Source organism: Ancylobacter terrae (genome assembly GCF_045108345.1).
In the GTDB taxonomy this organism is placed as follows: Bacteria; Pseudomonadota; Alphaproteobacteria; order Rhizobiales; family Xanthobacteraceae; genus Ancylobacter.
Genome location: NZ_JBJGXH010000001.1, coordinates 2155360 through 2180520, shown reverse-complemented (window position 1 = coordinate 2180520; position 25161 = coordinate 2155360). Strand labels below are relative to the sequence as shown.

27 protein-coding genes are annotated in these 25161 nt (G+C 71.6%); 23 read left to right on the top strand and 4 right to left on the bottom strand.

The features are described 5' to 3' along the window. Window positions 1–3: 3 nt before the first annotated feature. From ACEUEL_RS10485 to ACEUEL_RS10445, 9 genes are all read left to right on the top strand, one after another. The gene (locus ACEUEL_RS10485; protein ID WP_405704538.1) at window positions 4–825 is read left to right on the top strand and encodes a [NiFe]-hydrogenase assembly chaperone HybE; all 822 of its coding nucleotides are present in this window, start codon (window positions 4–6) and stop codon (window positions 823–825) included. Then, entirely contained in the window at window positions 822–1817 is a 996-nt protein-coding gene (locus ACEUEL_RS10480; protein WP_405704537.1) for a hypothetical protein, read from the top strand. Before ACEUEL_RS10485 ends, ACEUEL_RS10480 begins: the two co-directional genes overlap by 4 nt. After that, entirely contained in the window at window positions 1810–2151 is a 342-nt protein-coding gene (gene hypA, locus ACEUEL_RS10475; RefSeq protein ID WP_405704536.1) for a hydrogenase maturation nickel metallochaperone HypA, read from the top strand. Before ACEUEL_RS10480 ends, hypA begins: the two co-directional genes overlap by 8 nt. Then, a complete protein-coding gene (gene hypB, locus ACEUEL_RS10470) occupies window positions 2151–3110 on the top strand; it encodes a hydrogenase nickel incorporation protein HypB (RefSeq protein ID WP_405704534.1) in 960 nt (319 codons plus the stop codon). Before hypA ends, hypB begins: the two co-directional genes overlap by 1 nt. Next, window positions 3107–4576, top strand: coding sequence for a sigma-54-dependent transcriptional regulator (locus ACEUEL_RS10465; protein ID WP_405704532.1), 1470 nt, complete (start codon window positions 3107–3109; stop codon window positions 4574–4576). The genes hypB and ACEUEL_RS10465 overlap by 4 nt, the downstream gene beginning before the upstream one ends. Before the next feature lie 11 nt (window positions 4577–4587). Then, on the top strand, window positions 4588–4914 hold the full coding sequence (locus tag ACEUEL_RS10460) for a HypC/HybG/HupF family hydrogenase formation chaperone (RefSeq protein WP_405704531.1): 327 nt from the start codon (window positions 4588–4590) through the stop codon (window positions 4912–4914). Continuing rightward, on the top strand, window positions 4914–6050 hold the full coding sequence (hypD, locus tag ACEUEL_RS10455) for a hydrogenase formation protein HypD (protein ID WP_405704530.1): 1137 nt from the start codon (window positions 4914–4916) through the stop codon (window positions 6048–6050). The genes ACEUEL_RS10460 and hypD overlap by 1 nt, the downstream gene beginning before the upstream one ends. Continuing rightward, a complete protein-coding gene (gene hypE / locus ACEUEL_RS10450) occupies window positions 6047–7108 on the top strand; it encodes a hydrogenase expression/formation protein HypE (RefSeq protein ID WP_405704528.1) in 1062 nt (353 codons plus the stop codon). Before hypD ends, hypE begins: the two co-directional genes overlap by 4 nt. A gap of 77 nt (window positions 7109–7185) precedes the next feature. Further along, window positions 7186–7593 (top strand): hypothetical protein, encoded by a 408-nt coding sequence (locus ACEUEL_RS10445; RefSeq protein ID WP_405704526.1) that lies wholly within the window; start codon window positions 7186–7188, stop codon window positions 7591–7593. A gap of 18 nt (window positions 7594–7611) precedes the next feature. Here the strand turns inward: ACEUEL_RS10445 and ACEUEL_RS10440 are convergent, their stop codons facing one another. Then, window positions 7612–8586: a LysR substrate-binding domain-containing protein gene (locus ACEUEL_RS10440; RefSeq protein WP_405704525.1), complete on the bottom strand. Its 975-nt coding sequence runs from the start codon at window positions 8584–8586 to the stop codon at window positions 7612–7614. A gap of 158 nt (window positions 8587–8744) precedes the next feature. Between ACEUEL_RS10440 and ACEUEL_RS10435 the strand changes: the two genes are divergently transcribed. The 9 genes from ACEUEL_RS10435 to ACEUEL_RS10395 all read left to right on the top strand — a co-directional run bounded on the left by ACEUEL_RS10435 (window position 8745) and on the right by ACEUEL_RS10395 (window position 17848). Further along, entirely contained in the window at window positions 8745–10250 is a 1506-nt protein-coding gene (locus ACEUEL_RS10435) for a sugar ABC transporter ATP-binding protein (protein WP_405704523.1), read from the top strand. Further along, complete coding sequence (locus ACEUEL_RS10430) at window positions 10247–11230, top strand: ABC transporter permease (protein ID WP_405704522.1); 984 nt, start codon at window positions 10247–10249, stop codon at window positions 11228–11230. The genes ACEUEL_RS10435 and ACEUEL_RS10430 overlap by 4 nt, the downstream gene beginning before the upstream one ends. Continuing rightward, the gene (locus ACEUEL_RS10425; RefSeq protein WP_405704520.1) at window positions 11227–12207 is read left to right on the top strand and encodes an ABC transporter permease; all 981 of its coding nucleotides are present in this window, start codon (window positions 11227–11229) and stop codon (window positions 12205–12207) included. Before ACEUEL_RS10430 ends, ACEUEL_RS10425 begins: the two co-directional genes overlap by 4 nt. Beyond that, window positions 12204–13154, top strand: a complete 951-nt coding sequence (locus tag ACEUEL_RS10420; protein WP_405704518.1) for a substrate-binding domain-containing protein — start codon at window positions 12204–12206, stop codon at window positions 13152–13154. Before ACEUEL_RS10425 ends, ACEUEL_RS10420 begins: the two co-directional genes overlap by 4 nt. Before the next feature lie 17 nt (window positions 13155–13171). After that, window positions 13172–14080, top strand: coding sequence for a polysaccharide deacetylase family protein (locus ACEUEL_RS10415; RefSeq protein WP_405704517.1), 909 nt, complete (start codon window positions 13172–13174; stop codon window positions 14078–14080). Next, on the top strand, window positions 14077–14937 hold the full coding sequence (locus ACEUEL_RS10410) for an aspartate dehydrogenase (RefSeq protein ID WP_405704515.1): 861 nt from the start codon (window positions 14077–14079) through the stop codon (window positions 14935–14937). Before ACEUEL_RS10415 ends, ACEUEL_RS10410 begins: the two co-directional genes overlap by 4 nt. Window positions 14938–14948: 11 nt before the next feature. Next, window positions 14949–15734: an SDR family oxidoreductase gene (locus ACEUEL_RS10405; protein ID WP_405704514.1), complete on the top strand. Its 786-nt coding sequence runs from the start codon at window positions 14949–14951 to the stop codon at window positions 15732–15734. Between the two features lie 17 nt (window positions 15735–15751). Then, window positions 15752–16453 carry an RraA family protein gene (locus ACEUEL_RS10400; protein WP_405704513.1) on the top strand — a complete coding sequence of 234 codons (702 nt, stop codon included), beginning with the start codon at window positions 15752–15754 and terminating at the stop codon, window positions 16451–16453. Between the two features lie 66 nt (window positions 16454–16519). Continuing rightward, window positions 16520–17848 (top strand): amidase family protein, encoded by a 1329-nt coding sequence (locus ACEUEL_RS10395; protein WP_405704511.1) that lies wholly within the window; start codon window positions 16520–16522, stop codon window positions 17846–17848. A gap of 42 nt (window positions 17849–17890) precedes the next feature. Here the strand turns inward: ACEUEL_RS10395 and ACEUEL_RS10390 are convergent, their stop codons facing one another. After that, on the bottom strand, window positions 17891–19141 hold the full coding sequence (locus tag ACEUEL_RS10390; protein WP_405704510.1) for an NAD(P)/FAD-dependent oxidoreductase: 1251 nt from the start codon (window positions 19139–19141) through the stop codon (window positions 17891–17893). Window positions 19142–19443: 302 nt separating this feature from the next. Between ACEUEL_RS10390 and ACEUEL_RS10385 the strand changes: the two genes are divergently transcribed. Further along, window positions 19444–20190: a Crp/Fnr family transcriptional regulator gene (locus ACEUEL_RS10385; RefSeq protein WP_405704508.1), complete on the top strand. Its 747-nt coding sequence runs from the start codon at window positions 19444–19446 to the stop codon at window positions 20188–20190. Window positions 20191–20202: 12 nt separating this feature from the next. Beyond that, complete coding sequence (locus ACEUEL_RS10380; protein WP_405704506.1) at window positions 20203–20490, top strand: hypothetical protein; 288 nt, start codon at window positions 20203–20205, stop codon at window positions 20488–20490. A gap of 63 nt (window positions 20491–20553) precedes the next feature. On the opposite strand, the gene ACEUEL_RS10375 is transcribed toward ACEUEL_RS10380, so the two are convergent. Then, window positions 20554–21267 carry an LrgB family protein gene (locus ACEUEL_RS10375; RefSeq protein WP_405704504.1) on the bottom strand — a complete coding sequence of 238 codons (714 nt, stop codon included), beginning with the start codon at window positions 21265–21267 and terminating at the stop codon, window positions 20554–20556. After that, complete coding sequence (locus ACEUEL_RS10370; RefSeq protein ID WP_405704503.1) at window positions 21239–21652, bottom strand: CidA/LrgA family protein; 414 nt, start codon at window positions 21650–21652, stop codon at window positions 21239–21241. The genes ACEUEL_RS10375 and ACEUEL_RS10370 overlap by 29 nt, the downstream gene beginning before the upstream one ends. A 94-nt stretch (window positions 21653–21746) precedes the next feature. Between ACEUEL_RS10370 and ACEUEL_RS10365 the strand changes: the two genes are divergently transcribed. The 3 genes from ACEUEL_RS10365 to ACEUEL_RS10355 all read left to right on the top strand — a co-directional run bounded on the left by ACEUEL_RS10365 (window position 21747) and on the right by ACEUEL_RS10355 (window position 25029). Further along, a complete protein-coding gene (locus ACEUEL_RS10365; protein ID WP_405706713.1) occupies window positions 21747–22646 on the top strand; it encodes a LysR family transcriptional regulator in 900 nt (299 codons plus the stop codon). Between the two features lie 442 nt (window positions 22647–23088). Then, entirely contained in the window at window positions 23089–23904 is an 816-nt protein-coding gene (locus ACEUEL_RS10360; protein WP_405704501.1) for an adenine nucleotide alpha hydrolase family protein, read from the top strand. Window positions 23905–24036: 132 nt separating this feature from the next. Then, entirely contained in the window at window positions 24037–25029 is a 993-nt protein-coding gene (locus ACEUEL_RS10355; RefSeq protein WP_405704499.1) for a D-2-hydroxyacid dehydrogenase, read from the top strand. The last annotated feature ends 132 nt before the right edge of the window (window positions 25030–25161 follow it).

Here is a 25161-nt window from a genome sequence, read left to right as displayed (position 1 = left end):
GCCATGTCCTTTCCACGCTTCGAGGGTTCCTTCCTGGGCGACGAGACCCGGCTGCACCCGGCCGCCCTGCTGGAATGCAAGATCTGCTGGCACGTCTACGATCCGACGGAGGGATGCGACTACTGGCAGGTGCCGCCGGGAACGCCGTTCACGGCACTGCCCGATCACTGGCGCTGCCCGCGCTGCGACGGCGCCCGCGACCAGTTCATGGTCATCGGCGAGACCTCGCCCGCCCTGCCGCCCGCGATCGCCGCCGCGCCGGCGCCGGTGCGCGTCGATCCGCTGCCCGCCCTTGCGGCCGCGGCGGCGGCGCGCTTCGAGGCGACGTTCCGCGAGATCCATGTCGGCCAGATGCGCGGCGTCCCGCTCGTCAACGAGACGCTGGAGGTGCGCTCGATCGGCTTTCGGCCCTGGCAGGGACGGGTGATCGGCATCGTGCTGACGCCGTGGTTCATGAACATCGTGCTGGTGCCGGGGCCGGACGAGGACTGGAGCGGGCTGGTGCCGGGCGGACGCGAACTCTTGGATTTCCCGTCAGGGGAATACGAGTTCATCGCCGCCAACCGCCCGGAGACCGGCCCCTACAAGGCCTGCTCGCTGTTCTCCCCCATGTTCGATTTCTCCTCCATGCTGCAGGCGGAGGAGACGGCGCGCGCGGCCATTGCCGCGCTGTTCGATGCGGCGATCCGTGACGACGAGGCGGAGCCGGACGCCCCGCCGCAGGGGCCGGCCCCTGCCGTCGGCGGCACCCGGCGGATGGAGCCGAGCCGGCGCGCCCTCATCTTCGGCGGCCTGCCGGCGACGACAGGGAGCGCGGGCGCATGAGCCTCGGCGCGCTCGACATCACCCTCGCGGCGCGCGGACCGGCGCCGCGCTGGCATTTCGCGCCGGTCGCCGGGCCGGATGTGGAGCGTCACCTCGTCGGGCGCACGGCGGGGGAGGCGGCACAGATGCTGCCGCGTATCTTCAATCTCTGCGCCGCCGCCCACGCCGGTGCGGCGCACGCGGCCCTCGGCCTGCCGGCCAGCGCCGTGGACGCCGCCCGGCGTGAGGCCGCCGCGCGGGAGGAATGCCGGCGCGACCATGCGCGGGCGGTGCTGGCGGAATGGCCCGCCCTGGTCGGCGGCGCGCTGGACCGGGACGGGCTGCGCCTGCTCGCAGCGCCGGATCGTGCGGCGCTGCGCCACCACCTGCTCGGCGCCGACCTCGATCTCGCCGGCGCGACGCCGGCCACGCTGGAGGCGTGGCTGGTGCGCGGCGCCAGCCCGGTCGCGCGCCTCCTGCGGCGGATCCGGCAGCAGGTGCGGCCGGAATGGGGGCGCGTCGACCTCGATCAACCGGATGCGGACGACATCGTCGCGACGCTGGAGACGGGTGCGCCGGGGGCCGCGCGCGAAACCACCGCCCTCGACCGCTGGCGGCAGGCGCCGCTGATCGGCGCGCTCCGCGCGGGCGAGGGGACGAGCCTGTTCGTGCGGCTGCTGGCGCGCCTGCTCGAGCTGGTCGCCGGCCTCGACGACGGCGACCCGCCGCCGCCGCTGCCGCCCGGCCTTCCACCCGGCATCGGCCTCGCCCGCGCGGCGCGCGGCCTGCTGGCGCACCGGGCCTGCCTGCGCGAGGGGAGGGTGTTCGATTACCGCATCGTCCCGCCGAGCGCGTGGAACCTCGCGCCCGGCGGGCTGCTGGCGCGCATGCTCGCCGCCTTGCCGCTGGGCGCGCAGACGCCGATGCTGGCCCGCATCGCGCTGGCGGGCGTCAATCCCTGTGTGCCCGTGCGGCTGCGGTTCGAGGCGCGGGAGGGCGTCTGCCATGCATGAGATGGCCTTGTGCGAGAGCCTGCTCGCGTCGCTGCGGGATGCCGCCCGCGACCACGGCTTCACCCGCGTGACGCGGGTGCGTCTCGCCGTCGGCAGCTTCGCCGGGGTCGAGGTCGAGGCGCTGCGCTTCGGCTTCGACGTCGTCATGCGCGACTCGCTTGCGGAGGGCGCGGAGCTGGTGGTGATCGACGAGCCCGGCACGGCCTGGTGCTTCGGCTGTTCGGAGACGGTGCCGCTGGCAAGCCGTCTCGACGCCTGCCCCCGCTGCGGCGGCGAGCGGCTGCGGCCCAACGGCGGAACCGATATGCGGATCAAGGACCTGGAGGTGGTGTGATGTGCGTGACCTGTGGCTGCGGCCCCGACCAAGTCGCGATCTCGGACGCCCAGGGCGGCGCCCGCCCGGCCGACAAGCCGGATCACGCGCACGATCACGCCCACCATCACGCCCATGGCGGGCACCATCACGGCGCCCATCATCATCACGATCACGCCGATGCCGCGGGCGCGCATGACCACGACCACGGCCACGACCACTCCCACGGGCGCGCCCACGACCACTCCCATGGCGAGCAGCGGCTGCTGGAGCTCGAAGACCGCATCCTCGCCAAGAACGATGCCTATGCCGCCCGCAACCGCCAGCGCCTCGCCGCCGGCGGCATCTTCGCCGTGAACCTGCTTGCCGCGCCCGGTGCCGGCAAGACCACGCTGCTGGTCGAGACGCTGAAGGCGCTCGGCGCCCGCGTGCCCGCGGCGGTGATCGAGGGCGACCAGCAGACCCAGAACGACGCCGATCGCATCCGCGCCACCGGCACGCCGGCGGTGCAGATCAACACCGGCAAGGGCTGCCATCTCGACGCGCACATGGTCGGCCACGCGCTGGAGCAACTGCCGCTGCCGCCGGGCGGGCTGCTGTTCATCGAGAATGTCGGCAACCTCGTCTGTCCCGCCGCCTTCGATCTCGGCGAGACCCGCCGCGTCACCCTCATCTCGGTGACCGAGGGCGAGGACAAGCCGCTCAAATACCCCAACATCTTCGAGACCGCCGACCTCGTCGTGCTGACCAAGGTCGACCTTCTGCCCCATCTCGACGTGGATGTGGCGGCGATCGAGCGAAACATCGCGCGCATCAACCCGGCCGCGTCCATCCTGCACAGCTCGGCGCGCGGCCTGCCCGGCCTCGCCGCCTGGCTGGGCTGGCTCGGCGAGGAGCGGCGCCGGCAGATCGACGCGCTGGCGCAGGAAACCGAGCGCCGGGCCCGCGCCCTGCGCGCCAGCGCGGAACTGGTGCCGTGAGCACGTCGCAGGCCGGCATATTGGTGGTGGACGACGAGCCCCGCTCGGTCGAGGTGATGGCGCGCGTGCTCGCCGAGGACTTCGAGGTGTTCACCGCGCTGACCGCCGCCGAAGCCTTGCGCATCCTCGAGAACGAGTGGATCCAGGCGATCTTCTGCGACCAGCGGATGCCGGAGCGCTCCGGCGTCGATCTGCTCACCGAGGTCCGCACGCGCTGGCCCGATGTCGTGCGCATCATCGTCACCGGCTACACCGACCCGGCCGACATGATCGGCGCCATCAACGAAGCCGGCATCCACCAGTTCATCACCAAGCCCTGGCACCCCGATCAGCTGACGCTGGCGGCGCAGGGCGCGGCACGGCTGTACCAGCTCCAGCGCGATTACGAACGCCTCTCGCTGGAACTCAAGCTGGTGGCGCCGGCGGCGCAGGCGCGTGTCGTCGAGCAGCAGGAGAGGGTGGCGAGCAATTTCCATTTCGACGCGCTGCTGCGCACCCCGGGCAGCCCGCTGAACGAGGTGTGCCGGCGCGCCGCCCAGGTCGCGGCCTTCGATGTCCCCGTGCTCATCCTCGGCGAGACCGGTACCGGCAAGGAACTGCTCTCGCGCGCGATCCACTACGCGAGCCTGCGCTCGGATCGCCCCTTCTTCGCCGTGAATTGCGGGGCGATCCCGGACGAACTGCTCGAATCCGAACTGTTCGGCCACAAGAAGGGCTCCTTCACCGGCGCCCACACCAACCGCATCGGGCTGCTCGACCAGGCCGACGGCGGCACCGTCCTGCTCGACGAGATCGGCGACGTCTCCCCCGCCTTCCAGGTCAAGCTGTTGCGCTTCCTGCAGGAAGGTGAAATCCGCCCGGTGGGTTCGAACGAGGTGAAGCGGGTGGATGTGAGGGTGATCGCCGCCACCCATCGCGCGCTCGCCGCCGAAGCGTCGGCCGGGCGCTTCCGCGAGGATCTCTACTACCGCCTCGCCGGGCTGACGCTCACCCTGCCGCCCCTGCGCGAGCGGCGCGGCGATCTGCGGGTGCTGGCGTTGCTGCTGCTCGACCAGCTCTGCGCCACCCACGGCAAGCGCGTGAAGGGCTTCACCGAGGAGGCGCTCGCCTGCATCGAGGCCTATGGCTGGCCGGGCAATGTGCGCGAACTCCAGAACGAGGTGACGCGCATGCTGGTGCTCGCGCCCGGCGAGCTGCTGGGCGCCGACCTCTTGTCCCCGCATGTGGTGCAGGGCGCCGCCGCGTCGGCCAAGGTCGTCGCGCTCGACGCCAATATCCGCGAGGCCGGACCGCTGCGCGACCGGGTCGAGCGGCTGGAGGCCGTGATCCTGATGGAAACGCTGGTGCGCTGCCGCTGGAACAAGAGCCGCGCGGCCGAGGAACTGGGCCTGTCCCGCGTCGGGCTGCGGGCCAAGCTCGAACGCTACGGCATCGCCCGAGACGCCCCCTTCGGGCAGAGCCACTAGGGAGAACCGATATGTGCCTTGGCATTCCCGGCCGCATCGTCGCCATCGTCGACGAGCCGGCCATGCTGGCCACGGTCGATGTCGGCGGCGTGCGCCGCACCGTCGACGTGGTCTGCGTCGCCGCGCCCGATCGCCCGCTCTCCGACCTGCTCGACGCCTGGGTGATCGTCCATGTCGGCTTCGCCATGAGCGTCATCGACGAGGAGGAGGCCGCCGCGACGCTGAAGGTGCTCGCCGAGATCGGCGAGGCCGAGGCCGAGATGGAGGCGATCCGCCTCGGCAGCGTCGAGATGGAAGCCCCGCCGGCCGCGGCGGGATTGGCCGGGAGGGCCCTGTGATGCGCTACGTCGACGAGTTCCGCGACCCCGCCCTGGCCCGCGCGCTGATCCGCGAGATCGAGACGCTGGCCGCGCGGATGGAGCGTGGCCGCGATCGCCCCTTCGCGGTCATGGAGGTCTGCGGCGGCCACACCCATGCGATCTTCCGCTACGGGCTGGAGGGGCTGCTGCCCGACATGATCGAGTTCGTGCACGGGCCGGGCTGCCCGGTCTGCGTGCTGCCGATGGGGCGTGTCGACGACTGCGTCGCCATCGCCGAGCATCCGGAGGTGATCTTCGCCACCTTCGGGGATGCCATGCGCGTGCCCGGCTCGCGCAAGAGCCTGCTCACCGCCAAGGCCGAAGGGGCGGATGTGCGCTCGGTCTATTCGCCGCTCGACGCGCTCGAACTGGCGCGGCGCAACCCGGATCGGGAGGTGGTGTTCTTCGGGCTCGGCTTCGAGACCACCATGCCCTCCACCGCGCTCACCGTGCTGCGCGCCGCGCGCGAGGGGGTGGCCAACTTCTCGCTGTTCTGCAACCACATCACCATCATCCCGACGCTGCGGGCGCTGCTGGAGACGCCGGATCTGGGCATTGACGGGTTCATCGGGCCGGGCCACGTCTCCATGGTCATCGGCACCGAGCCCTATCGCTTCATCGCCGAGGAGTTCGGCAAGCCGTTGGTGGTCGCCGGCTTCGAGCCGCTCGACCTGCTGCAATCACTGCTGCTGGTGCTGCGCCAGCTTGACGAGGGCCGCGCGCGCATCGAGAACCAGTACGCCCGCGTGGTGCCCGATACCGGCAACCCGCAGGCGATGGCGGCGGTGGCGCGCGTCTATGAGGAGCGCCCGGCCTTCGAATGGCGCGGCCTCGGCTCGATCGAGCGCTCCGGCGTGAGGCTGCGCGAGGCCTATGCCTCGTTCGACGCCGAGCGCCGCTTCGCCGTCCGCGAGGCCAGCGTGCCCGATCCCGATGCCTGCCGCTGCGGCGAGGTGCTCACCGGCAAGATCAAGCCCTGGGCCTGCCCGATGTTCGGCACCGCCTGCACGCCGGAAGTGCCGCTCGGGGCGCTGATGGTGTCGTCGGAGGGCTCCTGCGCCGCCTATTACCAGTATGGTGGCATGCGCCAGCCCAGCCTGGAGGGCGCGGCATGACATCCCACGTTGCCCCGCCGCGCCGGCTGCGGCGTACCCTGCCGGCCATGGTCACGCTCGCCCACGGGGGCGGCGGCAGCGCCATGCGCGATCTCATCGAGGAGGTGTTCGTCGCCGCCTTCACCGAGGGCGGCGGACCGCTCGAGGATCAGGCGCGGTTCGACCTCGCGACGCTGGCGCGGTCCGGCGACCGGCTCGCCTTCACCACCGACGGTTTCGTGGTCGACCCGCTGTTCTTCCCCGGCGGCGACATCGGCAAGCTGGCCGTCTGCGGCACCATCAACGACCTCGCCGTGGGCGGGGCGCGGCCGGTGGCGCTATCCTGCGCGGTGATCATCGAAGAGGGATTGCCGGTCGACGTGCTGCGCCGGGTCGCGGCCTCGATGGCGGCGACCGCGCGCGCGGCCGGCGTCGCCATCGTCACCGGCGACACCAAGGTCGTCGCCCGCGGCGCCTGCGACAAGCTCTTCGTCACCACCACCGGCATCGGCGTGGTCCGCGCCGGCCGCGACATCGGCATCGGCCGCGCCCGGCCCGGCGACGTCGTCCTCGTCAACGGCATGCTCGGCGACCATGGCGCGGCGATCCTGAACGCGCGCGGCGACCTCGCGCTGGAGACGACCGTCGAGAGCGACTGCGCGCCGCTCGACGGGCTGGTCGAGGCGCTCGTCGCCGCCGCGCCCGGCGTGCGCAGCCTGCGCGATGCCACGCGCGGTGGCGTCGCCTCCGTGCTCAACGAACTGGCGGAGGCGAGCGCCGTCGGCGTGCGGGTGCGCGAACTCGACACGCCGGTGCGCCCGGATGTGCGCGGTTTCTGCGAGATACTGGGCCTCGACCCGCTCTATCTCGCCAACGAGGGCAAGCTGGTCGCCGTCGTCCCGCCCGCCGAGGCGGACGCGGCGCTGGCGGCTCTGCGCGCGCATCCGCTCGGCCGCGATGCGGTGATCATCGGCGAGATCACCGACCGCCGGCCGGGGCGGGTGGTGATGGAGACGCGCTTCGGCGGCGAGCGCATCGTCGACATGCTGGTCGGCGACCAGCTGCCCCGCATCTGCTGACCCCCCGACGCGCGGAACGCGGTGCCGGCGCGGTCCGGCGCCGCCTCCTTCATCGCTCACGCCACCGGACGATGCCGATGCCCGCTGCGGATGCCGCCCTCACCATCGGAGAGATCCTGCAGTCGGTCGGCTCGCCGGTCGTCGAGGTCGCCTGCGACGAGCCGATCGACTCGCTCGCCCGGCTGATGACCTTCGCCGGGCTGCCGGCGGTGCTGCTCGTACGCCCCTGCGGCACGCCCGAGCGGATCCTGTCCGTCCGCGACGTCGCGCTCGCGCTGGTCGACACGGGGGCGGGTGCGCGCCGGCCGCTCCGGCGCTGCGGCCCGGAGGAATGCTTCTTCCGCGTCGCCCGCAGCATCCTGGACGAGGATCAGGCGGCCGTTCTGGTCGAGCGCGGGCGCGACCGGCTGGCGCTGGTCACGGTCGACGATCTCGCCGACTATCTGCGGCTGCGGGACGATCGTTCCGGCCGGCGGGTCGGCTGAGCCGTCCGCCGCTCCGCGTCACGACGCGGCGAGGGGGGTGCCGTTCCGTCGGAGAGCCACCGCCTCGTCGAGCAGCCACGACCGGAAGGCCTGCACCCGCGGATCGTCCATCCGGGATTCGTGGATGAGGAGGTAATACTCGCCCGCGCTCGCGATCTCGCTCGCATAGGGCACGCACAGGCCGCGCGCGGCCTCGTCCTGCGTCAGCAATATGTCGGGGATCAGCGCGATGCCGCGCCCCTGCCGCGCCGCATCCAGCGCCATGAAGAAATGGCCGAACTGCAGGTGCGGATCGCCTTCCGTATCGTACCGCACGCCGTTGGCGCGCAGCCAGTCCGGCCACGCATAGCGCCGCGTCGTGGTGTGGATCAGCGGATAGGCGAGCAGGTCGGCGGCCTCGCGCAGTTCGCTCCCCAGCAGCGCCGGTGCGCAGACCGGGACGAGCCGGTCGGCGAACAGTTCGTCGGCGTGCACGCCGTCCCAGCGGGTGACCATCGGCAGCTCGATGCGCGGCTGCGTCCGCTCGTAGCGGCGACCCGGCAGGCGACCGACCCGGATGGCGATGTCCGCGTCATGGGCGAGCAGGTCCGCCGCCTCGATCGAGGAGACGATGCGCGCCTCGATCTCCGGGTGGCGGGCCACCAGCAGATGCAGCCGCGGCATCAGCCAGACCGTGGCGATGGTCGGCAGCGCGCTGATGGTGATGGCCGGGTCGCTGCGCCGGCGGACCAGCCGCTGGGCCGCCCGTTCGAGCTCGTCGAACACCCCCTCGACCACGCGGAAGAACTGCTCGCCCTCGGGGGTGAGCTCGATCCGGCGGGTGTGGCGGACGAACAGCTCCTGGCCCAGCTCGGTCTCGAGCTCCTTCACCTGCCGGCTGACGGCGCCCTGGGTGAGATGCAGCTCTCCCGCCGCCAGCGTGAAGGAGAGGTGGCGCGCGGCCGCCTCGAACCCTCGCAGCGCATTCAGCGGCGGCAGTCGCCTCTTTCTCATTCAGTGCCTCCACGATGCATGAGCGTAGATCATGCATGCGCGCCGAACAAATCGTTTGTGACACCCCCTTTCGTCCGGCATCGTAGCGCCATCCGATCTCCACGCGACCGCCGCCATTCCAGCCATGCCGGGCCTCCCCGCCCGGGCGAGGATCCTTCATGCACGTCCCCGACGAGGCCCTCGTCGCCTCCGGCATTGCCAAGACCTATGGCGCGACCTGCGCGCTGCGCGATGCGAGGTTGACGCTGCGGCGCGGGCGCGTGCATGCGCTGCTCGGCGAGAACGGCGCGGGCAAGTCGACGCTGGTGAAGATCCTCGTCGGGGCGGTGACGCCCGATGCCGGCCATGTCGCGCTGGCCGGGGTGTCCGCGTCCTTCGGCTCGGTCACGCAGGCGATCCGCGCCGGCATCGTGCCGATCCACCAGCATCTCAGCCTGTTCCCGGAACTGAGCGTGCACGAGAATCTCTCGGCCTTCGCCCTTGCCGGCGGTGGCGGCCTGCTGGCGGGACGGCGCCTCGTCGATCCGGCCCGGGCGCGCGCCTGGCTCGGCGAGGTGGGGCTCGATGTCGATCTGGCCCTGCCGCTCGGCGCGCTCTCGCTCGGCGAGCGGCAGCTGGTCGAGGTCGCCCGCGCGCTCAGCCTCGAATGCCGCGTGCTGGTGCTCGACGAGCCTACCGCCGCGCTCAACGCCGACGAGGCCGAGCGGCTCTTCGCGGTGGTGCGGCGGCTCTGCGCCGGCGGCACGGCGGCCCTGTTCATCTCCCACCGTTTCGACGAGATCGAGGCGCTGGCCGACGATGTGACGGTGCTGCGGGACGGCCGCACCGTGATCGACGCCGCGCCCATCGGCCGCCACAGCCGCGAGGACCTCACCCATGCCATGCTCGGCGCCGGCGTCGAGGCGGCACCCGAACGGCTCAGCGCCCGCGCCGAGCCGGTTCTGGTCGGGCGCGGCTTCGAAGCCCGGGGCGGCGCCGGGGCCGGCACGGACGTCACCGTCCATGCCGGCGAGGTCGTCGGGCTCGCCGGGCTGATCGGCTCCGGGGCGCTCCACCTCGCCGCCTGGCTTGCCGGGGCGCAGGCCGGCGTCGGTGAACTCGCGGTCGCGGGCCAGCGCTTCGCGCCCGGCGACCGCCGGCGCGCGGCGGCGCTCGGCATCGCCTATGTCCCGGCCGACCGCCATGTCGAAGGGCTGTTCGCCTCGCTCCCGGCCCGCCGCAACGTGTCGGTCTCCGCGCTCGGGGAGTTCGCCCGCTTCGGCTGGCTGCGCACCGCCGGCGAGGAGGCCCGGACCGACCCGCTGCTGCGCCGGCTCAAGCTGCACCCGCTGCGGCCGGAGGCGGAGGCGTCGACCTTCAGCGGCGGCAACCAGCAGAAGCTGCTGATCGCCCGCGGCCTCGCTCTGCCGGGGCTGAAGGCGATGGTGCTGCTCGAGCCCACCCGCGGCGTCGATGTCGCCGCCCGCGGCGTCATCCACGACGCCATCCGCGAGGCGGCCGCCGCCGGCGTCGCGGTCCTCGTCGCCACCAGCGATCTCGACGAGCTGATGGTCCTCGCCCACCGCTACCTCATCGTGCGCGACCACGCCCTTGCCGCCGAGCTGCCGCAGGGCGCGCCGCGCGGGGCGCTGCTGGCGGCGCTGTCGGGGAGCGTGGCGGCATGATGACGAAGCGTCTTGCCGGACCGCTCGCCTCCCTGCGGCTGCCGCGCCCGCCGGCGGTGGCGCTGGTGTGCCTCGCGCTGTTCGTGGCGTGCTGCCTGTTCGTGCCGCGCTTCGCGACCTACGGCAACATCGAGAACGTGCTGCGGGTCGCTGCCATTCTCGGCATCGTCTCCTGCGGGCAGGCGATCGTCATCATCCTCGGCGGCATCGAGTTCTCCTTCGGCGCCTCCGCGGCGCTCGCCAGCGTGGTGACGGTGATGGCGCTGCCCGCGACCGGGCCGATCCCCGCCCTGGCGGCGGGCGGGACGACGGTGGTCGCCGTCGGCGCGGTGAACGGCTGGCTGGTCGGGCGCATGGGCCTGCCGCCGGTGATCGTGACGCTCGGCACGCTGATGATGGCCGCCGGCACGGCCGCGTGGCTGGTCGGCGGCCTGCCGCTCGACGCGCCGCCGTCCGAGGTCTTCTCGTGGCCGGCGCGCGGCCGCGTGCTCGGCATTCCCGTGCCGATCCTCGCCGCCGTGCTGGCCTGCCTCGTGCTGCATCTGATGCTGGCGCGCGGGCGGATCGGCCGGCTCTGGTACCATGTCGGCGCCAACCAGCTCGCCGCGCGGCTCGCCGGCATCGACGTCGCCCGCGTCACGCTGCTCGGCTATGCGGTCGCCGGGGCCTTCTGCGCCGTCGGGGCGATCATCCTGACCAGCCGCGTCGCTTCCGGCCAGCCGGCGCTGGCGCCGAACCTGCCGTTCGAGACCATCGCCGCCTGCGCCATCGGCGGGCTGCCGCTGTCGGGCGGGCGCGGGCATGTGCTGCAGGTGGTGTTCGGCGTGCTCACCGTCGCCATGCTGAACAACGCGGTGGTGCTCATCAACCTGCCGGCGGCATGGCAGCTGGTGCTGCTCGGCCTCGCGGTGCTGGCCGCCGTCGGCCTGCAGAAGGACTGGGCCGCGCTGAAGCGCCTCGTCGGGAGGACCGGCCGATGAGGCACTCGCGCGACGGCGACGCCCGCTTCCTCGTCGCCCCCGGCGCCATCGTGGTCGCGGCCGCTTTGTTCGGCCTCGCCACCCCGGGGTTCCTGACGCTCGATAACGCGCTGAGCATCGCCGGCCAGATCTGGATCCTCGCCCTGCTCGCGGTCGGGCAGATGTTCGCCATCGCCGTGCGCGGCTTCGACATCTCCGTGGGCGCGGTCGCCGCGCTGTCAGGCACGCTGGGGGCGATGGCGGCGAACCTGTTCGGGCTGCCGGCGCTGCTGCTCGCGGTGCCGGTGGGCCTCGCCTGCGGCACGGTGAACGGCTGGCTGGTCGGGCGCGCCGGCTTCCAGCCGATTGTCGCCACGCTCGGCACGCTGCTGGCGGTGAAGGGGCTCGCGCTCCTCGTCACCGGCGACGGGCAGGCGGTGCCGCTGGCCGCGTCGGGCGATGCCGCCGCGCTCGCCTTCGACGCCGTGCTCGGCCTGCCCCCGCTCGCCTGGGCCGCGCTCGGCTGCGTGGCGCTGGCGCATCTCGTGCTGCGGCACCTCGTGCTCGGCCGCCGCCTCCTCATGCTCGGCTCGAACCCGGAGGCGGTGGCGCTGGTCGGCGGCACGCCGTGGCGGATCGAGATAAGCGCCTATCAGCTCTGCGGCGCCTTCGCCGGGCTCGCCGGCGCGCTGATGGCGGCCCGTGCCGGGGCCGGCCTGCCGACCGAAGGCGCCGGCATGGAGCTCCAGTCCATCGCCGCGGCGGTGATCGGCGGCACCGCGCTGGCGGGCGGCCGGGCCAACGCCTGGGCGGTGCTGGCCGGCGCGGCCTTCGTCCAGGTCGTGCTGACCGGGCTGAACCTCTCCGGCGTCTCGCCCTTCCTCGCCCAGATCGCCGTCGGCGCCGTGATCATCGCCTCGGGGCTGATGGATACCGGCCTGCGCTTCCTGCTCTCCCGAACCCGCAGAACCTTCCAGCAAAAAGGGACACTCCCATGAACCTGTTCCGTGCCGCCTCCCTCGCCGCCCTTCTCCTGTCGACGGCGCTCGCGCCCGCCCGTGCCGCCGAGCCGGTCATCGGCGTCTCCGTCCCCAATCTCGGCTCGTCCTTCTGGATCTCGGTGCTGTACGGCGTCGACACCGCGGCCAAGGGCAAGGCCAAGCTGGTCACGCTCAACGCCGGCGGTGACGCCAATTCGAGCCAGCAGATCTCGCAGATCCAGGACCTGATCCAGCGCAAGGTCGACGCCATCGTCGTCGGCGCCACCAATGGCGATGCGGTGAAGGCCATCGTCGAGCGCGCGGTGGCGGCCGGCATCCCCGTGGTCGGTATCTCCTCGCCGCCCAACACCGACAAGCTCGCCGCCGTGGTCAGCGCCGACCATTACGACATGGGCAAGCTCCAGGCCGAGTGCCTCGCCAAGGCCATCGGCGGCAAGGGCGAGGTGGCGATGATGGCCGGCCCGAGCGGCCAGGCCTGGTCGGACCTGCGCGCGCAGGGCTTCAAGGACACCCTCGCCAAGGTGGCGCCCGGCGTGAAGGTGGTCGCGGAATCGCGCCTTGCCGACAACCGCAACGCCGCGCTGACCACCGCCGACGACTGGATCCAGCGCTTCCCCGATCTCGCCGGCGTCTACAGCGCCACCGACGACATGGCGGCGGGCGTGGTCTCCGCGCTGAAGAGCGCGGGCAAGAAGTCGGTGAAGGTCTCGGCCTCCAACCTCTCGCCCACCGCCCAGCAGATGCTGAAGGACGGCGACCTCGCCTGCACCTCGATCCAGCAGATCGTGGCGCAGGGCAAGGCAGCGCTCGACCAGGCGGTTGCCGCCGCCACGAAGGGGAAGGTCGAGGCCAAGGTGGTGACGCCGGCCGTGCTGGTCACGCCGGAGAACGTGGGCAGCGTCGATCTCAGCCTCGTCGTCGCCCCCGCCGACTATCGGCCCTGATCGCCCGGAGTGCCGCCATGCTGCCGTCCCATGATCGCTTCGCCTATTCGCCCGTCACCGCCCGCCCGGATTTCTCCTGGCCGGACGGCAAGCGCCTCGCCGTCTATGTCGCGCTCTGCGTGGAGCACTTCTCCTATGGCTCCGGGCTGGGACTCGCCTATTCGCCGGGGCTCAGCCATCCCAATTCCTACAATTGGGGCTGGCGCGAATACGGCAACCGGGTCGGCGGCTGGCGGCTGATCGAGCTGTTCGAGGAGTACGGCCTGCCGCTGACCGTGCTGCTCAACAGCGCCTGCTACGATCACTGCCCGGAACTCGTCGCCGCCCATCGCCGGCGCGGCGACGAGATCGTCGCCCATGGCCGCACCAATTCCGAGCACCAGAACGGCATGGACGAGGCGACCGAGCGCGCGCTCATCGCCGAGGTCACGGCCCGCATCCGCGCCGAGGAGGGAACCCCTCCCGCCGGCTGGATGAGCCCCGGCGCGCATCCCAGCGCCCGCACCGAGGACCTGCTGGCCGGGGCCGGCTACGGCTACACCATGGACTGGCCGATCGACGACCAGCCGGTCTGGATGAAGACCGCCGGCGGCCCGCTGCTCGCCATGCCCTATCCGCACGAGGTGAACGACGTGCCGATGGTGGTGCTGCACGACGGCACCGCCACCGCCTTCGCCGACATGGCCATCGACAATCTCGAGGAGATGCTGGCGCAGTCCGAACGCCAGCCGCTCGTCTACGGCATCACCATCCACACCTTCATCATCGGCCAGCCTTTCCGCATCCGGCAGTTCCGCCGGGTGATGGAGGCGCTGGCCCGCCACAAGGACCGCATCTGGTTCACCACGGCGGGCGCCTGCGCGCAGCATTACGCGACGCTGTTCCCCGCGCCGGTCGAGCCGTCCGAGCAAGGTAAGCAGCCATGAGTTCACTCCACACCGAGCCGGCGCCCGCGCCGGCCACGCCCGACCCGAGCCGGGGCGTGCTCCGCGTCGCCATCGCCGGCCTCGGCGCCGTCGGCCTGCGCGTCGCCCATGCCCTCGACAAGGGCGTGCCCGGCTGCGAACTGGCCGCGGTCTCCGCCCATGACCGCGCCCGCGCGGCCGAGCGGCTCGCCCACCTGCGGCGCCCGGTGCCGGTGGTGGCGGTCGACGAACTGGAGCCGCTGGCCGATATCGTGGTCGAATGCGCCCCGGCGGCGCTGCTGCCGGCCATCGCCGGGCCGTTCCTCAAGGCCGGCAAGACGGTGATCGTGCTGTCGTCCGGCGCCATCCTCGCGCATCAGGAACTGGTCGATCTCGCCCGTGCCCATGGCGGCCAGATCGTCGTGCCGACCGGCGCCCTGCTTGGGCTCGACGCCGTCACCGCGGCGGCGGAGGGCGACATCCGCTCGGTGCGGATGATCACCCGCAAGCCGGTGAAGGGCCTCGTCGGCGCGCCCTATCTGGTCGAGCACGACATCGCCATCGACGACATCACCGAGCCGCTGCGCATCTTCGACGGCACCCCGCGCGAGGCGGCGGTCGGATTTCCCGCCAATCTCAACGTGGCCGTGGCGCTGGCGCTCGCCGGCATCGGGCCGGACCGGACGCGGCTGGAGATCTGGGCCGACCCCGCGCTCACCCGCAACACCCACACCATCGAGGTGGACGCGGATTCGGCGAGCTTCTCCATGTCGATCGCCAACATCCCCACCGACAACCCCAAGACGGGGCGCATCACCGCGCTCTCGGTCATTTCCTACCTGCGCAAGCTGAACGCGCCGCTGCGGGTCGGATCGTAAAGGTCACATCCATGGATCTCGAACTGAACGGACGCACGGCGCTGGTCCTCGGCGCCGGCGGCGGGCTCGGCCGCGCCATCGCCCGGACGCTGGCCGGGGAGGGGGCGAAGCTCGCCCTCGCCGACATCGACGCCGGGGCGCTGGCGGCCACGCAGGCCGACATCGATGCGGCGGGTGGCGTTGCGCTGCCGCTCACGTGGAACCTCGCCGACATCGACGCCTGCGAGGGGCATGTCGCGGCCATCGAGGCGGCGCTCGGGCCGGTCGACATCCTCGTCAACAACACCGGCGGGCCGCCGCCGAGCACGGCCCACGGCGTCGCCCCGGCCGAGTGGGACAAGCACTTCCGCGCCATGGTGCTGTCGGTGATCCATCTCACCGACCGGGTGCTGCCCGGCATGCGGGCGCGCAAATGGGGGCGGATCATCACCTCCACCTCCTCCGGCGTGGTCGCGCCGATCCCCAATCTCGGCGTGTCGAATGCGCTGCGGGCCTCGCTGGTGGGCTGGTCGAAGACGCTGGCGCGCGAGGTCGCCGCCGACGGCGTCACCGCCAACATCATCCTGCCCGGCCGCATCGCCACCGCCCGCATCCGCTTCCTCGACGAGCAGAAGGCCAAGCGCGAGGGGCGGCCGGTCGAGGAGGTGATCGCCGAGAGCACGGCCGCCATCCCGGCGGGCCGCTACGGCAAGCCGGAGGAATATGCCGACGCCGTCGCCTTCCTCGCCAGCGCCCGCGCCGCCTACATCACCGGCTCGGTGATCCGCGTCGACGGCGGCTATCTGCAAAGCATCTGAGACAGGGGGAAAACCCAATGAACGCAACGGACAGCGCCCGATCCTTCACAGCGGACGAGAAGGCTGACATCCGCCGCCGCTACCTCGCCGTCGACACCTCGAACGTCGCCGACGTGCTGGATACGCTCGGCTTCATGGACCAGAGCCTCGCCGCCGACTTCGCGCCCTATCCGGCGCACAACAACCGCATCGCCGGCTGGGCCTACACCATCCGCGGCCAGCGGACGCCCTATCCGCTCGGCGGCGACGCCGACAAGATGAAGGCCTGCCACGGCGTCGGCCCCGACGAGGTCACCGTCTGGAGCGGCGACGGCGAGGGCGTCTGTTACTTCGGCGAACTGATCGCGCTCGGCATGAAGGAGCGTGGCAGCGTCGGCGCGGTGATCGACGGCGGCATCCGCGACATACGCTGGATCGGCGAGCACGGCTTCCCGGTCTTCGCCCGCTACCGCACGCCGACCCAGTCGATCGGGCGCTGGAAGGTGAATGCCTGGCAAGTGCCGGTGGTGATGCGCGGCGCCACCAGCCGCACCGTCGAGGTCTCGCCCGGCGATTTCCTGCTCGGCGACGAGGATGGGGTGATCGTCATCCCCGCCCGCGTGGTCGAGACCGTGCTGGTCGAGGCCGAGCGCCTCACCCGTACCGAGGTCGCCATCCGCGCCGAACTGGCGAACGGCCTCTCGCTGGCCGACGCGCTGGCGAAATACGGCCACGTCTGACACACACAGGGAGACCTCACGCCGGCCTCTCGCCGGGCGTGAGGTCCCCTCATGCCGGAGCCGATCATGTCCGAACGCCTCGACGATCTCGCCGCCGATCTCGCCGCCGGCCGTACCGACCCGGTCCGCATCGTCGAGCGCGCGCTGGCGCGGGCGCAGGCGTCCGAGGCCGTGTTCATCACGCTGATGGCGGACGCCGCGCTCGACGAGGCCCAAGCCGCGCGCCGGCGATGGCAGGAAGGGAGCCCCCTCAGCCCCTATGACGGCATCCCGATCGCCTGGAAGGACCTGTTCGACATCGCCGGCACCCGCACCAGCGCCGGCTCGCGGACCCGCGACGGGGTCGAGCCGGCGACGGCGGACGCGCCCGTCGTCGCGGCGACGCGCCGCCTCGGCTTCATTGCGCTGGGCAAGACCAATCTCAGCGAATTCGCCTTTTCCGGCCTCGGCGCCAACCCGCATTTCGGCACGCCGACCGCCGACCTGCCGGGCGAGGCGCGCATGCCGGGCGGCTCGTCCTCCGGCTCGGCCGTCGCCGTGCAGCGCGGCATCGTCCCGGCGGCGATCGGCACGGACACCGCCGGCTCGGTGCGGGTGCCCGCCGCCTTCACCGGCTGCGTCGGCTACAAGGCCTCGCGGGGGCGCTACCCCATGGACGGCGTGTTTCCCCTCGCGCGGAGCTTCGACAGCCTCGGCCCGCTCGCCGGCTCGGTGGCTGACTGCGTGACCATGGATGCGGCGATGCGCGGCCTGCTCCCCCGCCCGCTGCCGGCGGCGGAGCTCGATCTCGTCGTCGACGACGCCATTCTGGACGATCCCGCGATCACCGCCCCCGTCCGCGCGCATATCGAGGCGGTGCTGGCCCGCCTGGCGGGGCGCGCGCGGGTGAGCCGCCGGCGCGTCGGCGCCTGGCACCGCGTGCGCGAGGCCATCCTCCGCCTCGGCTGGCTCGGCGCCTATGAGGCGCGCCAACTCCATCGGGAGATGCTGAACGGCCCCGACCGCGCCCTGGTCGACCCGCGCGTGGTCAGCCGGCTCGACGGCGCCGCCGCCATCTCGGCGGAGGCCGCGGCGGAACTCGCCGCGATCCGCGCGCAGGAAATGCCGCGCCTGCGCGCGGAACTCGGCGGCGCCACGCTGGTGCTGCCGACCGTCCGGCATGTCGCGCCGCTGCTGGCGCCGCTGGAGGCCGATCCCGTGCGCTTCGCCGAGGTGAATGTCGCCACCCTGGCGCTGACCCTCACCGCCAGCTTCCTCGACATGCCGGGCGTCGCCCTGCCCACGGGGCGGACGGAAGAGGGCCTGCCGCTCTCGACCCTGTTCTGCATGACCTCCGGCGCCGACGACACGCTTCTGGCCCGGGCGATGGCGGCAGAGGCCGTGCTGTTGGCCTGAAGCCGCGGCGCCCGCCTCCGGGCTGCGCGCCACCCGCCGGCCTCAGTCGTTCTTGGGGTTGGCGCTGCCCTGCGTGATCAGCCGCGCGACGCGCTGGTCGCGCGCGTGGATCCAGAGCCAGCTCATGGCGACGCTCAGGCGATTGCGGACGCCGATCAGGAAATAGATGTGGGCAAGCCCCCAGATCCACCAGGCGAGCGCGCCGCGCAGCTTGAACCGGCCGAAATCGATCACCGCGAGCCGCTTGCCGATGGTGGCGAGGCTGCCGTCGTGCCGGTAGCGGAACGGCGGCGGTGGCGGCTTGCCGGCCAGGCGCGCCCGGATGACCGACGCGACGTAGCGGCCCTGCTGCTTGGCGGCGGGCGCGATGCCGGGCACCGGGTTGCCGTTGGCGTCGATTACCGCCGCGGTATCGCCGATCACGAAGATCTCGGGATGGCCGGCGACGGTCAGGTCGGGCTCCACCTTCACCCGTCCGGCACGGTCGGCCTCCGCCCCCAGCCAGTCCGCGGCCGGTGAGGCCTGCACGCCGGCCGCCCAGATGATGGTCGAGGCGGCGAGCCGCTCCGGCCCGAACACCACGCCTTCGGCCGAGCATTCGGATACGGGATGGCCGAGCTTGACCTCGACGCCGAGGCCCTCGAGCGCCGCCTGCGCATAGGCCGACAGGTCCGGCGCAAAGCTCGGCAGCACGCGCGGGCCGCCTTCGACCAGCACGACGCGGGTGGTGCGGGTGTCGATGTTGCGGAACTCGTCGGGAAGGGTGACGCGGGCAAGCTCGGCGATCGTGCCGGCGAGCTCGACCCCGGTCGGTCCGGCGCCGATGATGACGAAGGTCAGCAGCGCGGCGCGCGCCGTTTCGTCCGTCGTCCGCTCGGCTTTCTCGAAGGCCAGCAGGAGGCGGCGCCGGATCGTGGTGGCATCCTCCAGCAGCTTGAGCCCGGGCGCATGCACCTCCCAGTCGTCGTGCCCGAAATAGGCATGACGCGCACCGGAGGCGATCACCAGCGTGTCATAGGCCAGCCGCGTGCCGTCATCGAGCTCGACGGCGCGGGCCGCGGTGTCGACGCCGACCACCGTGGCCAGCAGGGTCGTGACGTCCGGCCGCTTGCGCAGCAGCTGGCGGATGGGCCAGGCGATCTCGGACGTCGCCAGCGAGGCCGTCGCCACCTGGTAGAGCAGGGGCTGGAACAGGTGATGGTTGCGGCGGTCGACGACGGTGATGCGCGTCGGCGTGCCGGCGAGGTTATGGATGGCCTCGAGGCCGCCGAAGCCGGCTCCGACGACGACCACGTGATGTTCGGCGCGGGATGGAATGGTCGCTCACTCCCTGTCGGCGGGTGCCCGTGGGCCTTCCCGCTTGTAGCGGCTTTGGCGCCGGAGCGCCTTTCCATAAGCCACGATCGCCTGACAACCGCTTGAACGGGGGCGGGGTTTGCGGCCGGACCGGACCCGTCGCCGGTTGGCGCCGCCGCCGCCGCCGCCGCGCCGCTGCCTCGGCCGGTTCTCACGCGAGCTGTGCACGCGAATATGGCGGAGGCGGGAACCAGGTCCCGTCCGTGATGCTTCTCCCAACGCAACGATATCGATACGACATGGCTGATTCATCTGCTTTCGCACTCCACCGTCCCGATCTGTCGGCGGCCCTGAGGTCCGGCGACGAGAAGATCCGCCAGCTCGGGGCCCGGAACGTGCGCCGGGTCGCGGGCGGCACGGTGCTGATCAACGCCGACGAGCCGCATGATTTCGTCTACCGCATGCGCAGCGGCTGGGCCGCGCGGGTGCGGACGCTGGAGGATGGCCGCAGCCAGTACATCCTCGTCTTCCTGCCCGGCGACCTCTTCGCCGTCAAAAGCATGTTCATCACCGAGCATCCCGACGCCGTTCAGGTGCTCTGCGATTCGACCATCGAGCAGATCGACCACCGCGAGCTGAAGAAGGCCTATGACCGCGACCCCGACATCGCGCTGCGCTGCACATGGCAGATCGTCGAGGAGGAGCGACGTCTGCACACCTGGATCGTCGGTCTCGGCCGGGGCAGCGCGGAGGAACGCATCGCGCTGTTCTTCCTCGAATTTCGCGCGCGGCTGGTGCTGTCCGGCACGCTGCCGCCGCAAGCCGCCAGCTATGAGTTGCCGATGACGCAGGAACAGATCGCCGACCACATCGGGCTGTCGACGGTGCACGTCAACCGCACCTTGCGGCACCTGCGCGAGCGGGGCATCGCGTCGCTGCGCGGCAGGACGGTGAGCATCCGCGACGAGGCCGAGCTGCGCGCCATCGCCCGGCCGCTGATGGACACGTTCGAACGCCGGAGCTTCGCGTTCGGCGGCGAGAGCTGAGAAGGGCAGGGGATGGCATCGTCGAAGCCCGTGACACCGCCGACGCAGGTCGAAGCCAAGGCGCAGGCTGCGCTCATGCTGGTCGAGAGCCTCGCCCTGTCGCTGGTCGAGCAGGGGGTTCTTACCCGCGAGGAGGTGGTGGAGGTGATCGAGAACGTCATCGAGACCAAGCGCCGCATGGGCGAGGAGAGCGAGGATCCCGAGGTCGCCCACGCCGCCGCGGGCATGCTCAGCGTCATCGCCAACAGCGTCCGGGCCGCCCATTCCGCCCCGCCGGTCGGGCGCGACGACGAGAAGTGAGGAACGGCGTGGCGGGATCGCACCGACCGCACCGATCGTCCACCTCACCGCACCGATCGTCCTTCACCGCACGGCGAGAGCGAGGAGGGGCGCCAGCGCGAGATTCATCAACCCGACCAGCACCATGACGAGCCCCGCCACCGCTCCCTCGCGCCCCCCGATCTGCTGCGCCCGGGCCGTTCCCGCCCCATGCGCCCCGATCCCGAACAAAGCCCCCCGCGCCAGAGCGGAGGCGATCGGCACCCGCGCCAGGATGAGATCGCCGAGCAGCGCGCCGGTGATGCCGGTGACGACGACGAACACCGCGGTGAGGTCCGGCACGCCGCCGATCTCGCCCGACACCTCCATCGCGAACGGGGTCGTCACCGAGCGCGGCAGCAGGCTGAGGCGCAGCGCCTCGTCGAGTCCGACCCACTTGGCCAGCAGCCAGCTGGTGCCGATGGAAACGAGGCTGCCGGCCACCATGCCGACCAGAAGCACCGGCCAGTGGCGGGCGATCAGCGCCCGCTGCTGGTAGATCGGGATGGCGAAGGCCACCGTCGCCGGCCCCAGCATCAGCACCAGCCAGCGCGTGCCGCCGATGTAGTCGCGATAGCTGACATGGAGCGCCAGCACGGCGGCCCCGACCACCGCCGGCGCCACCGCCAGCGGCATCAGCCACCGGCGTGGCCAGCGGCGATGGAGGCGCTTGGCGCCGAGATAGACGCCGATCGTCAATGCCGACCACAGCGCCGCGTGCAACGCCGGTTCAGCGGAGGCTTGCAGAAACGCGAGCATGCGCCGCCCTCCAGCGCTGGCAGCGGTCGACGACGAGCGCGGTGACCAGCATCACCGCCGCCGTGCTCGCCACGATCACGAACAGGATCTTGAGCCCGACCAGCCCGAGGAACTCGCGATGGTCGAGCACCGCCAGAACCGCCGGCACGAAGAACAGCAGCATGTCGGCGAGAAACCAGTCCGCCCCCCGGCGGATCGCGGGCGCGCTGATCCGGCGCGTGGCGAGCAGTGCCAGCAGCAGCGCCAGCCCGACCACCGCGCCGGGAACGGCGAGGCCGAGCACCCGCACCAGGCCTTCGCCGACGAGCCAGAAGACCAGCACCACCACGGCCTGCAGCGGGGCATGACGGCGGAGGATGCGGGCGGCGCGGAAGCGCAGGGACATGGCGGCAACTCCTTGGTTGCGCGGAACCTACGCGCGGAAGCAAAATAACGAAAATGAATTGATCGAATTCATTTCAGTCGGATATGGAATGGACATGGAATTCCGCCCGCTCCGCGCTTTCGTCGAAGTCGTCCGCAGCGGCGGCTTCTCGCCGGCCGCCCGTGTCCTCAACGCCACCCAGCCGACCGTGAGCAAGGCGGTGAAGCAGCTCGAGGACGAGGTCGGCATCCCGCTGCTCGACCGCATCGGCCATCGCGCCGTGCTCACCGCCGCGGGCGAGGCGGTCTTTCGGCGCGGCATCCGGCTGCTGGCCGATCGCGACGACCTGCTGGCGGAGCTCGCGGAGATCCGCGGCCTGCGCCGCGGCGTGCTCCGGCTCGGCCTGCCGCCGGTCGGCAGCAGCACCCTGTTCGCGCCGCTGGTCGCGGCCTATCGGCGGCGCCATCCCGGCATCGAGCTGCGGCTCGCCGAGCATGGCAGCGACCTGCTCGAGGAGAAGCTGCGCGCGGGCGAGATCGACTTCGCCGGCGCCCTGCTGCCGACCTCGGACGAGTTCGACTGGCAACTGGTCCGCTGCGAGCCGCTGGTCGCGCTGCTGCCCGCGCAGCACCGGCTCGCCACGCGTGCCACGCTGGCCATCGAGGAACTGAGGGAAACGCCCTTCATCCTGTTCGACAGCGGCTTCACATTGCAGCGGATCGTGCTGGAGGCCTGCCGGCAGGCCGGGTTCGATCCGGAGATCGCGGTGCGCAGCACCCAGATCGACTTCATGGTCGAACTGGTGCGGGCGGGCCTCGGCGTCGCCTTCCTGCCGCGCCTCATCGCCGCCGCCAAGAGCGATCCAGGGCTGAAGGCCGTCCTGCTGGAGGGCGAATACCTCGATTGGAACATGGCGATGGTCTGGCGCCGGGGGGCCTATGTCTCACACGCCGCCGCCGCGTGGCTCGACTGCGTCCGCGAGGAGAGCCGCCGGCCTGATCCCTCGACGTCATAGTTCGACGCCGCGGGCCGCCGCCGCGTGGCTCGACTGCGTCCGCGAGGAGAGCCGCCGGCCTGATCCCTCGACGTCATAGTTCGACGCCGCGGGCCGCCGCCGCGTGGCTCGACTGCGTCCGCGAGGAGAGCCGCCGGCCTGATCCCTCGACGTCATAGTTCGACGCCGCGGGCCGCTTGCGGATGATCCGGTCGCAACGTGTCGCGCAGCCGGTTCAGCGGGACGTCGATGTCGCTCGAGAGGCGCCGGTTCATGCCGGTCGATCCGTGCGGGAGCTTCACCACCTTCAATTCTTCCGTTTGACGACATCGGCGCTGCTGAAGGGAGGAGCCGGGGTGGGCGTCCCCAGCATTGACCTGCCGCTGACGCGACGCGTGGCCGCCGCCGCTCCGGGCTATATGCTGCCCGGTACTGTCGCCAGCCTGTCCGGGAGTGTGTGAGCATGAGAATACTGGCAGTCCTGACCAGCGCGGCCAGCGTTCCCCCCGCGCTCGATGCCGCCCAACTGGCGGCAGGCGCCCTCGCCGACGCCTCGATCGAGGCGCTCGACGTCGTGGTCGGTGCCGGCCATAGGGTGGTTTCCAGCGAGGAGGTCAGCATCCAGCAATTGCGCGGGTTGCGGGAGGGGACGCCGTCGGAGCGGGCCCGGGCGGTGCAGGCGGCCTTCGAGTTGTGGATGACGCAGCGGGATCCGAAGGCGGTTCCGATCATCAGGCGTTCCGTCGCCGGCGCGGAAACGGGCAGCGTGGTCCGCGAGGCCGCCGCGGACGTCGCTCTCGTCGTCGTGCCGCACGATGCCAACATCGATGCATCGGACGCGCTTCACGCCGCGATCTTCTCGACGGGAAAGCCTGTGCTGCTGACGCCACCGACCTGGCGCTCCAGAGCACTCACGCATTTTTCTCACATCGCCGTTGGACTGATCGATGACGATACGATGCGCCGCGCCATCGTCGCGGCTGAACCCTGGCTTCGCGCGGCAGACCGCATCTCCGCGATCAGCATTACCGGCAAGAGCAATGTGGCCCCTGATCCGGCGTCGATGTGGCCGCTTGCGACGATCACCCCCGAATTCCTCATGCTGCCGCCGACGGGAGAGCCGACGGCGACCCAGCTTGTCCGGGAGGCGGATCGTCTCGATGCCGATCTCTTGGTGGGCGGCGCCTATGGGCACATGGAATGGATGGAATGGCTGTTCGGCGGTGTGACGCGTGAATTGCTCGAGGTCGCGGACCTGCCGCTGCTCCTGGCGCACTGAGGCGGAGCCTGAGCGCCGGCAGGCCAGAATGTCTTCATCGCCCGTCCGACCGGGTTTTCGATTGCCTCCTCGACGCGGGTCGGGTGCTAGGCTGTCGCTTTGCGCCCTCAATTCACACGCGAAAGCACTGTCATGCCCGAAAAACTGCATCTTCATATCGAGAATCGGACCGAACTCGGCCCGGTCTTTGAGGCGTCCGCCGAGCGCGTCCGCGTCGCGCTGGCGAAGCGGCCGGGGCTGGCGGACCGCATTCGCGTCACCATCGGCGCCGACGGGGCCGATTTCGCCGCGCAGATGGCCTCGGCCGACATCCTGTTCGGCTGGGAGTTCGACCTCGCCCTGATCGCACGCGGGGAGGCACCGAAGCTGCGCTGGGTGCATGCCCACGGCGCCGGCATCAACCACCTGCTGCCGATGGACTGGCTGCCGAAAGGCGCGGTGCTGACCAACAGCCGCGGCATTCATGGCGAGAAGGCCGACCAGTACACCATCATGGCGCTGCTGATGCTCAACAACCGGGTGCCGGAATGCGTCGCCAGTCAGCGCCGCGCGACATGGGAGCAGCGCTTCTCAACCTCGATCGTGGGCAAGACCGCTTTGATCATCGGCGTCGGACATGTCGGCGCGGGGGCGGCGAAATGGGCGAAGCGGTTCGGCCTCACCGTGCTCGGCATCCGCCGCTCGGGCCGCCGCCACGCCCATGTCGACGAAATGCACACGCCGGCGGCACTGCACGAGCTGCTGCCCCGCGCCGATTTCGTGCTGGTGAGCGCGCCGCATACCGATGCGACCACCCATATGATCGGCGCCCGCGAACTCGGCCTGATGAAAGACGGTGCAGGCCTCGTGAACTACAGCCGGGCCAATCTGGTCGACTATGACGCGCTGCGGGCCGAATTGTCGTCCGGACGGCTCAGCGCGGTGCTCGATGTCTTCGATCCCGAGCCGCTGCCTGAATCTTCACCGCTCTGGAATACGCCGAACCTCATCATGACGCCGCATTGCTCGTCGGATGACGTCGATCTCTACACGCCGAAGACTCTCGATCTGGTGTTCGAAAATGCCGAGCGGCTGCTGGCCGGCCGGCCTCTGAAGAACCGGGTGGATCGGCGTCGGCAATACTGACGCAGCGTCCTCAACGTGGCGCCGGCCCCCTGACGGCGATGGCCGGCGCCGGACGCCATGCGCGCGGGCTCTGGCGCGCCGCAACCCGCAGGCGAGCGTCGCGGCAAGCTCGCGCGACTTTCCTGTCAGGCA

Excerpts from the sequence above, each read along its gene's own strand:
- ACEUEL_RS10415 (WP_405704517.1), top strand. The coding sequence starts at position 13,172 with ATGCTGCCGTCCCATGATCGCTTCGCCTATTCGCCCGTCACCGCCCGC.
- ACEUEL_RS10425 (WP_405704520.1), top strand. The coding sequence starts at position 11,227 with ATGAGGCACTCGCGCGACGGCGACGCCCGCTTCCTCGTCGCCCCCGGC.
- ACEUEL_RS10485 (WP_405704538.1), top strand. The coding sequence starts at position 4 with ATGTCCTTTCCACGCTTCGAGGGTTCCTTCCTGGGCGACGAGACCCGG.
- ACEUEL_RS10395 (WP_405704511.1), top strand. The coding sequence starts at position 16,520 with ATGTCCGAACGCCTCGACGATCTCGCCGCCGATCTCGCCGCCGGCCGT.
- ACEUEL_RS10435 (WP_405704523.1), top strand. The coding sequence starts at position 8,745 with ATGCACGTCCCCGACGAGGCCCTCGTCGCCTCCGGCATTGCCAAGACC.
- ACEUEL_RS10385 (WP_405704508.1), top strand. The coding sequence starts at position 19,444 with ATGGCTGATTCATCTGCTTTCGCACTCCACCGTCCCGATCTGTCGGCG.
- ACEUEL_RS10360 (WP_405704501.1), top strand. The coding sequence starts at position 23,089 with ATGAGAATACTGGCAGTCCTGACCAGCGCGGCCAGCGTTCCCCCCGCG.
- ACEUEL_RS10375 (WP_405704504.1), bottom strand. The coding sequence starts at position 21,267 with ATGCTCGCGTTTCTGCAAGCCTCCGCTGAACCGGCGTTGCACGCGGCG.
- ACEUEL_RS10365 (WP_405706713.1), top strand. The coding sequence starts at position 21,747 with ATGGAATTCCGCCCGCTCCGCGCTTTCGTCGAAGTCGTCCGCAGCGGC.
- hypA (WP_405704536.1), top strand. The coding sequence starts at position 1,810 with ATGCATGAGATGGCCTTGTGCGAGAGCCTGCTCGCGTCGCTGCGGGAT.
- ACEUEL_RS10460 (WP_405704531.1), top strand. The coding sequence starts at position 4,588 with ATGTGCCTTGGCATTCCCGGCCGCATCGTCGCCATCGTCGACGAGCCG.
- hypE (WP_405704528.1), top strand. The coding sequence starts at position 6,047 with ATGACATCCCACGTTGCCCCGCCGCGCCGGCTGCGGCGTACCCTGCCG.
- ACEUEL_RS10440 (WP_405704525.1), bottom strand. The coding sequence starts at position 8,586 with ATGAGAAAGAGGCGACTGCCGCCGCTGAATGCGCTGCGAGGGTTCGAG.
- hypB (WP_405704534.1), top strand. The coding sequence starts at position 2,151 with ATGTGCGTGACCTGTGGCTGCGGCCCCGACCAAGTCGCGATCTCGGAC.
- ACEUEL_RS10370 (WP_405704503.1), bottom strand. The coding sequence starts at position 21,652 with ATGTCCCTGCGCTTCCGCGCCGCCCGCATCCTCCGCCGTCATGCCCCG.
- ACEUEL_RS10420 (WP_405704518.1), top strand. The coding sequence starts at position 12,204 with ATGAACCTGTTCCGTGCCGCCTCCCTCGCCGCCCTTCTCCTGTCGACG.
- ACEUEL_RS10430 (WP_405704522.1), top strand. The coding sequence starts at position 10,247 with ATGATGACGAAGCGTCTTGCCGGACCGCTCGCCTCCCTGCGGCTGCCG.
- ACEUEL_RS10410 (WP_405704515.1), top strand. The coding sequence starts at position 14,077 with ATGAGTTCACTCCACACCGAGCCGGCGCCCGCGCCGGCCACGCCCGAC.
- ACEUEL_RS10355 (WP_405704499.1), top strand. The coding sequence starts at position 24,037 with ATGCCCGAAAAACTGCATCTTCATATCGAGAATCGGACCGAACTCGGC.
- ACEUEL_RS10405 (WP_405704514.1), top strand. The coding sequence starts at position 14,949 with ATGGATCTCGAACTGAACGGACGCACGGCGCTGGTCCTCGGCGCCGGC.
- ACEUEL_RS10480 (WP_405704537.1), top strand. The coding sequence starts at position 822 with ATGAGCCTCGGCGCGCTCGACATCACCCTCGCGGCGCGCGGACCGGCG.
- ACEUEL_RS10400 (WP_405704513.1), top strand. The coding sequence starts at position 15,752 with ATGAACGCAACGGACAGCGCCCGATCCTTCACAGCGGACGAGAAGGCT.
- ACEUEL_RS10445 (WP_405704526.1), top strand. The coding sequence starts at position 7,186 with ATGCCCGCTGCGGATGCCGCCCTCACCATCGGAGAGATCCTGCAGTCG.
- ACEUEL_RS10380 (WP_405704506.1), top strand. The coding sequence starts at position 20,203 with ATGGCATCGTCGAAGCCCGTGACACCGCCGACGCAGGTCGAAGCCAAG.
- hypD (WP_405704530.1), top strand. The coding sequence starts at position 4,914 with ATGCGCTACGTCGACGAGTTCCGCGACCCCGCCCTGGCCCGCGCGCTG.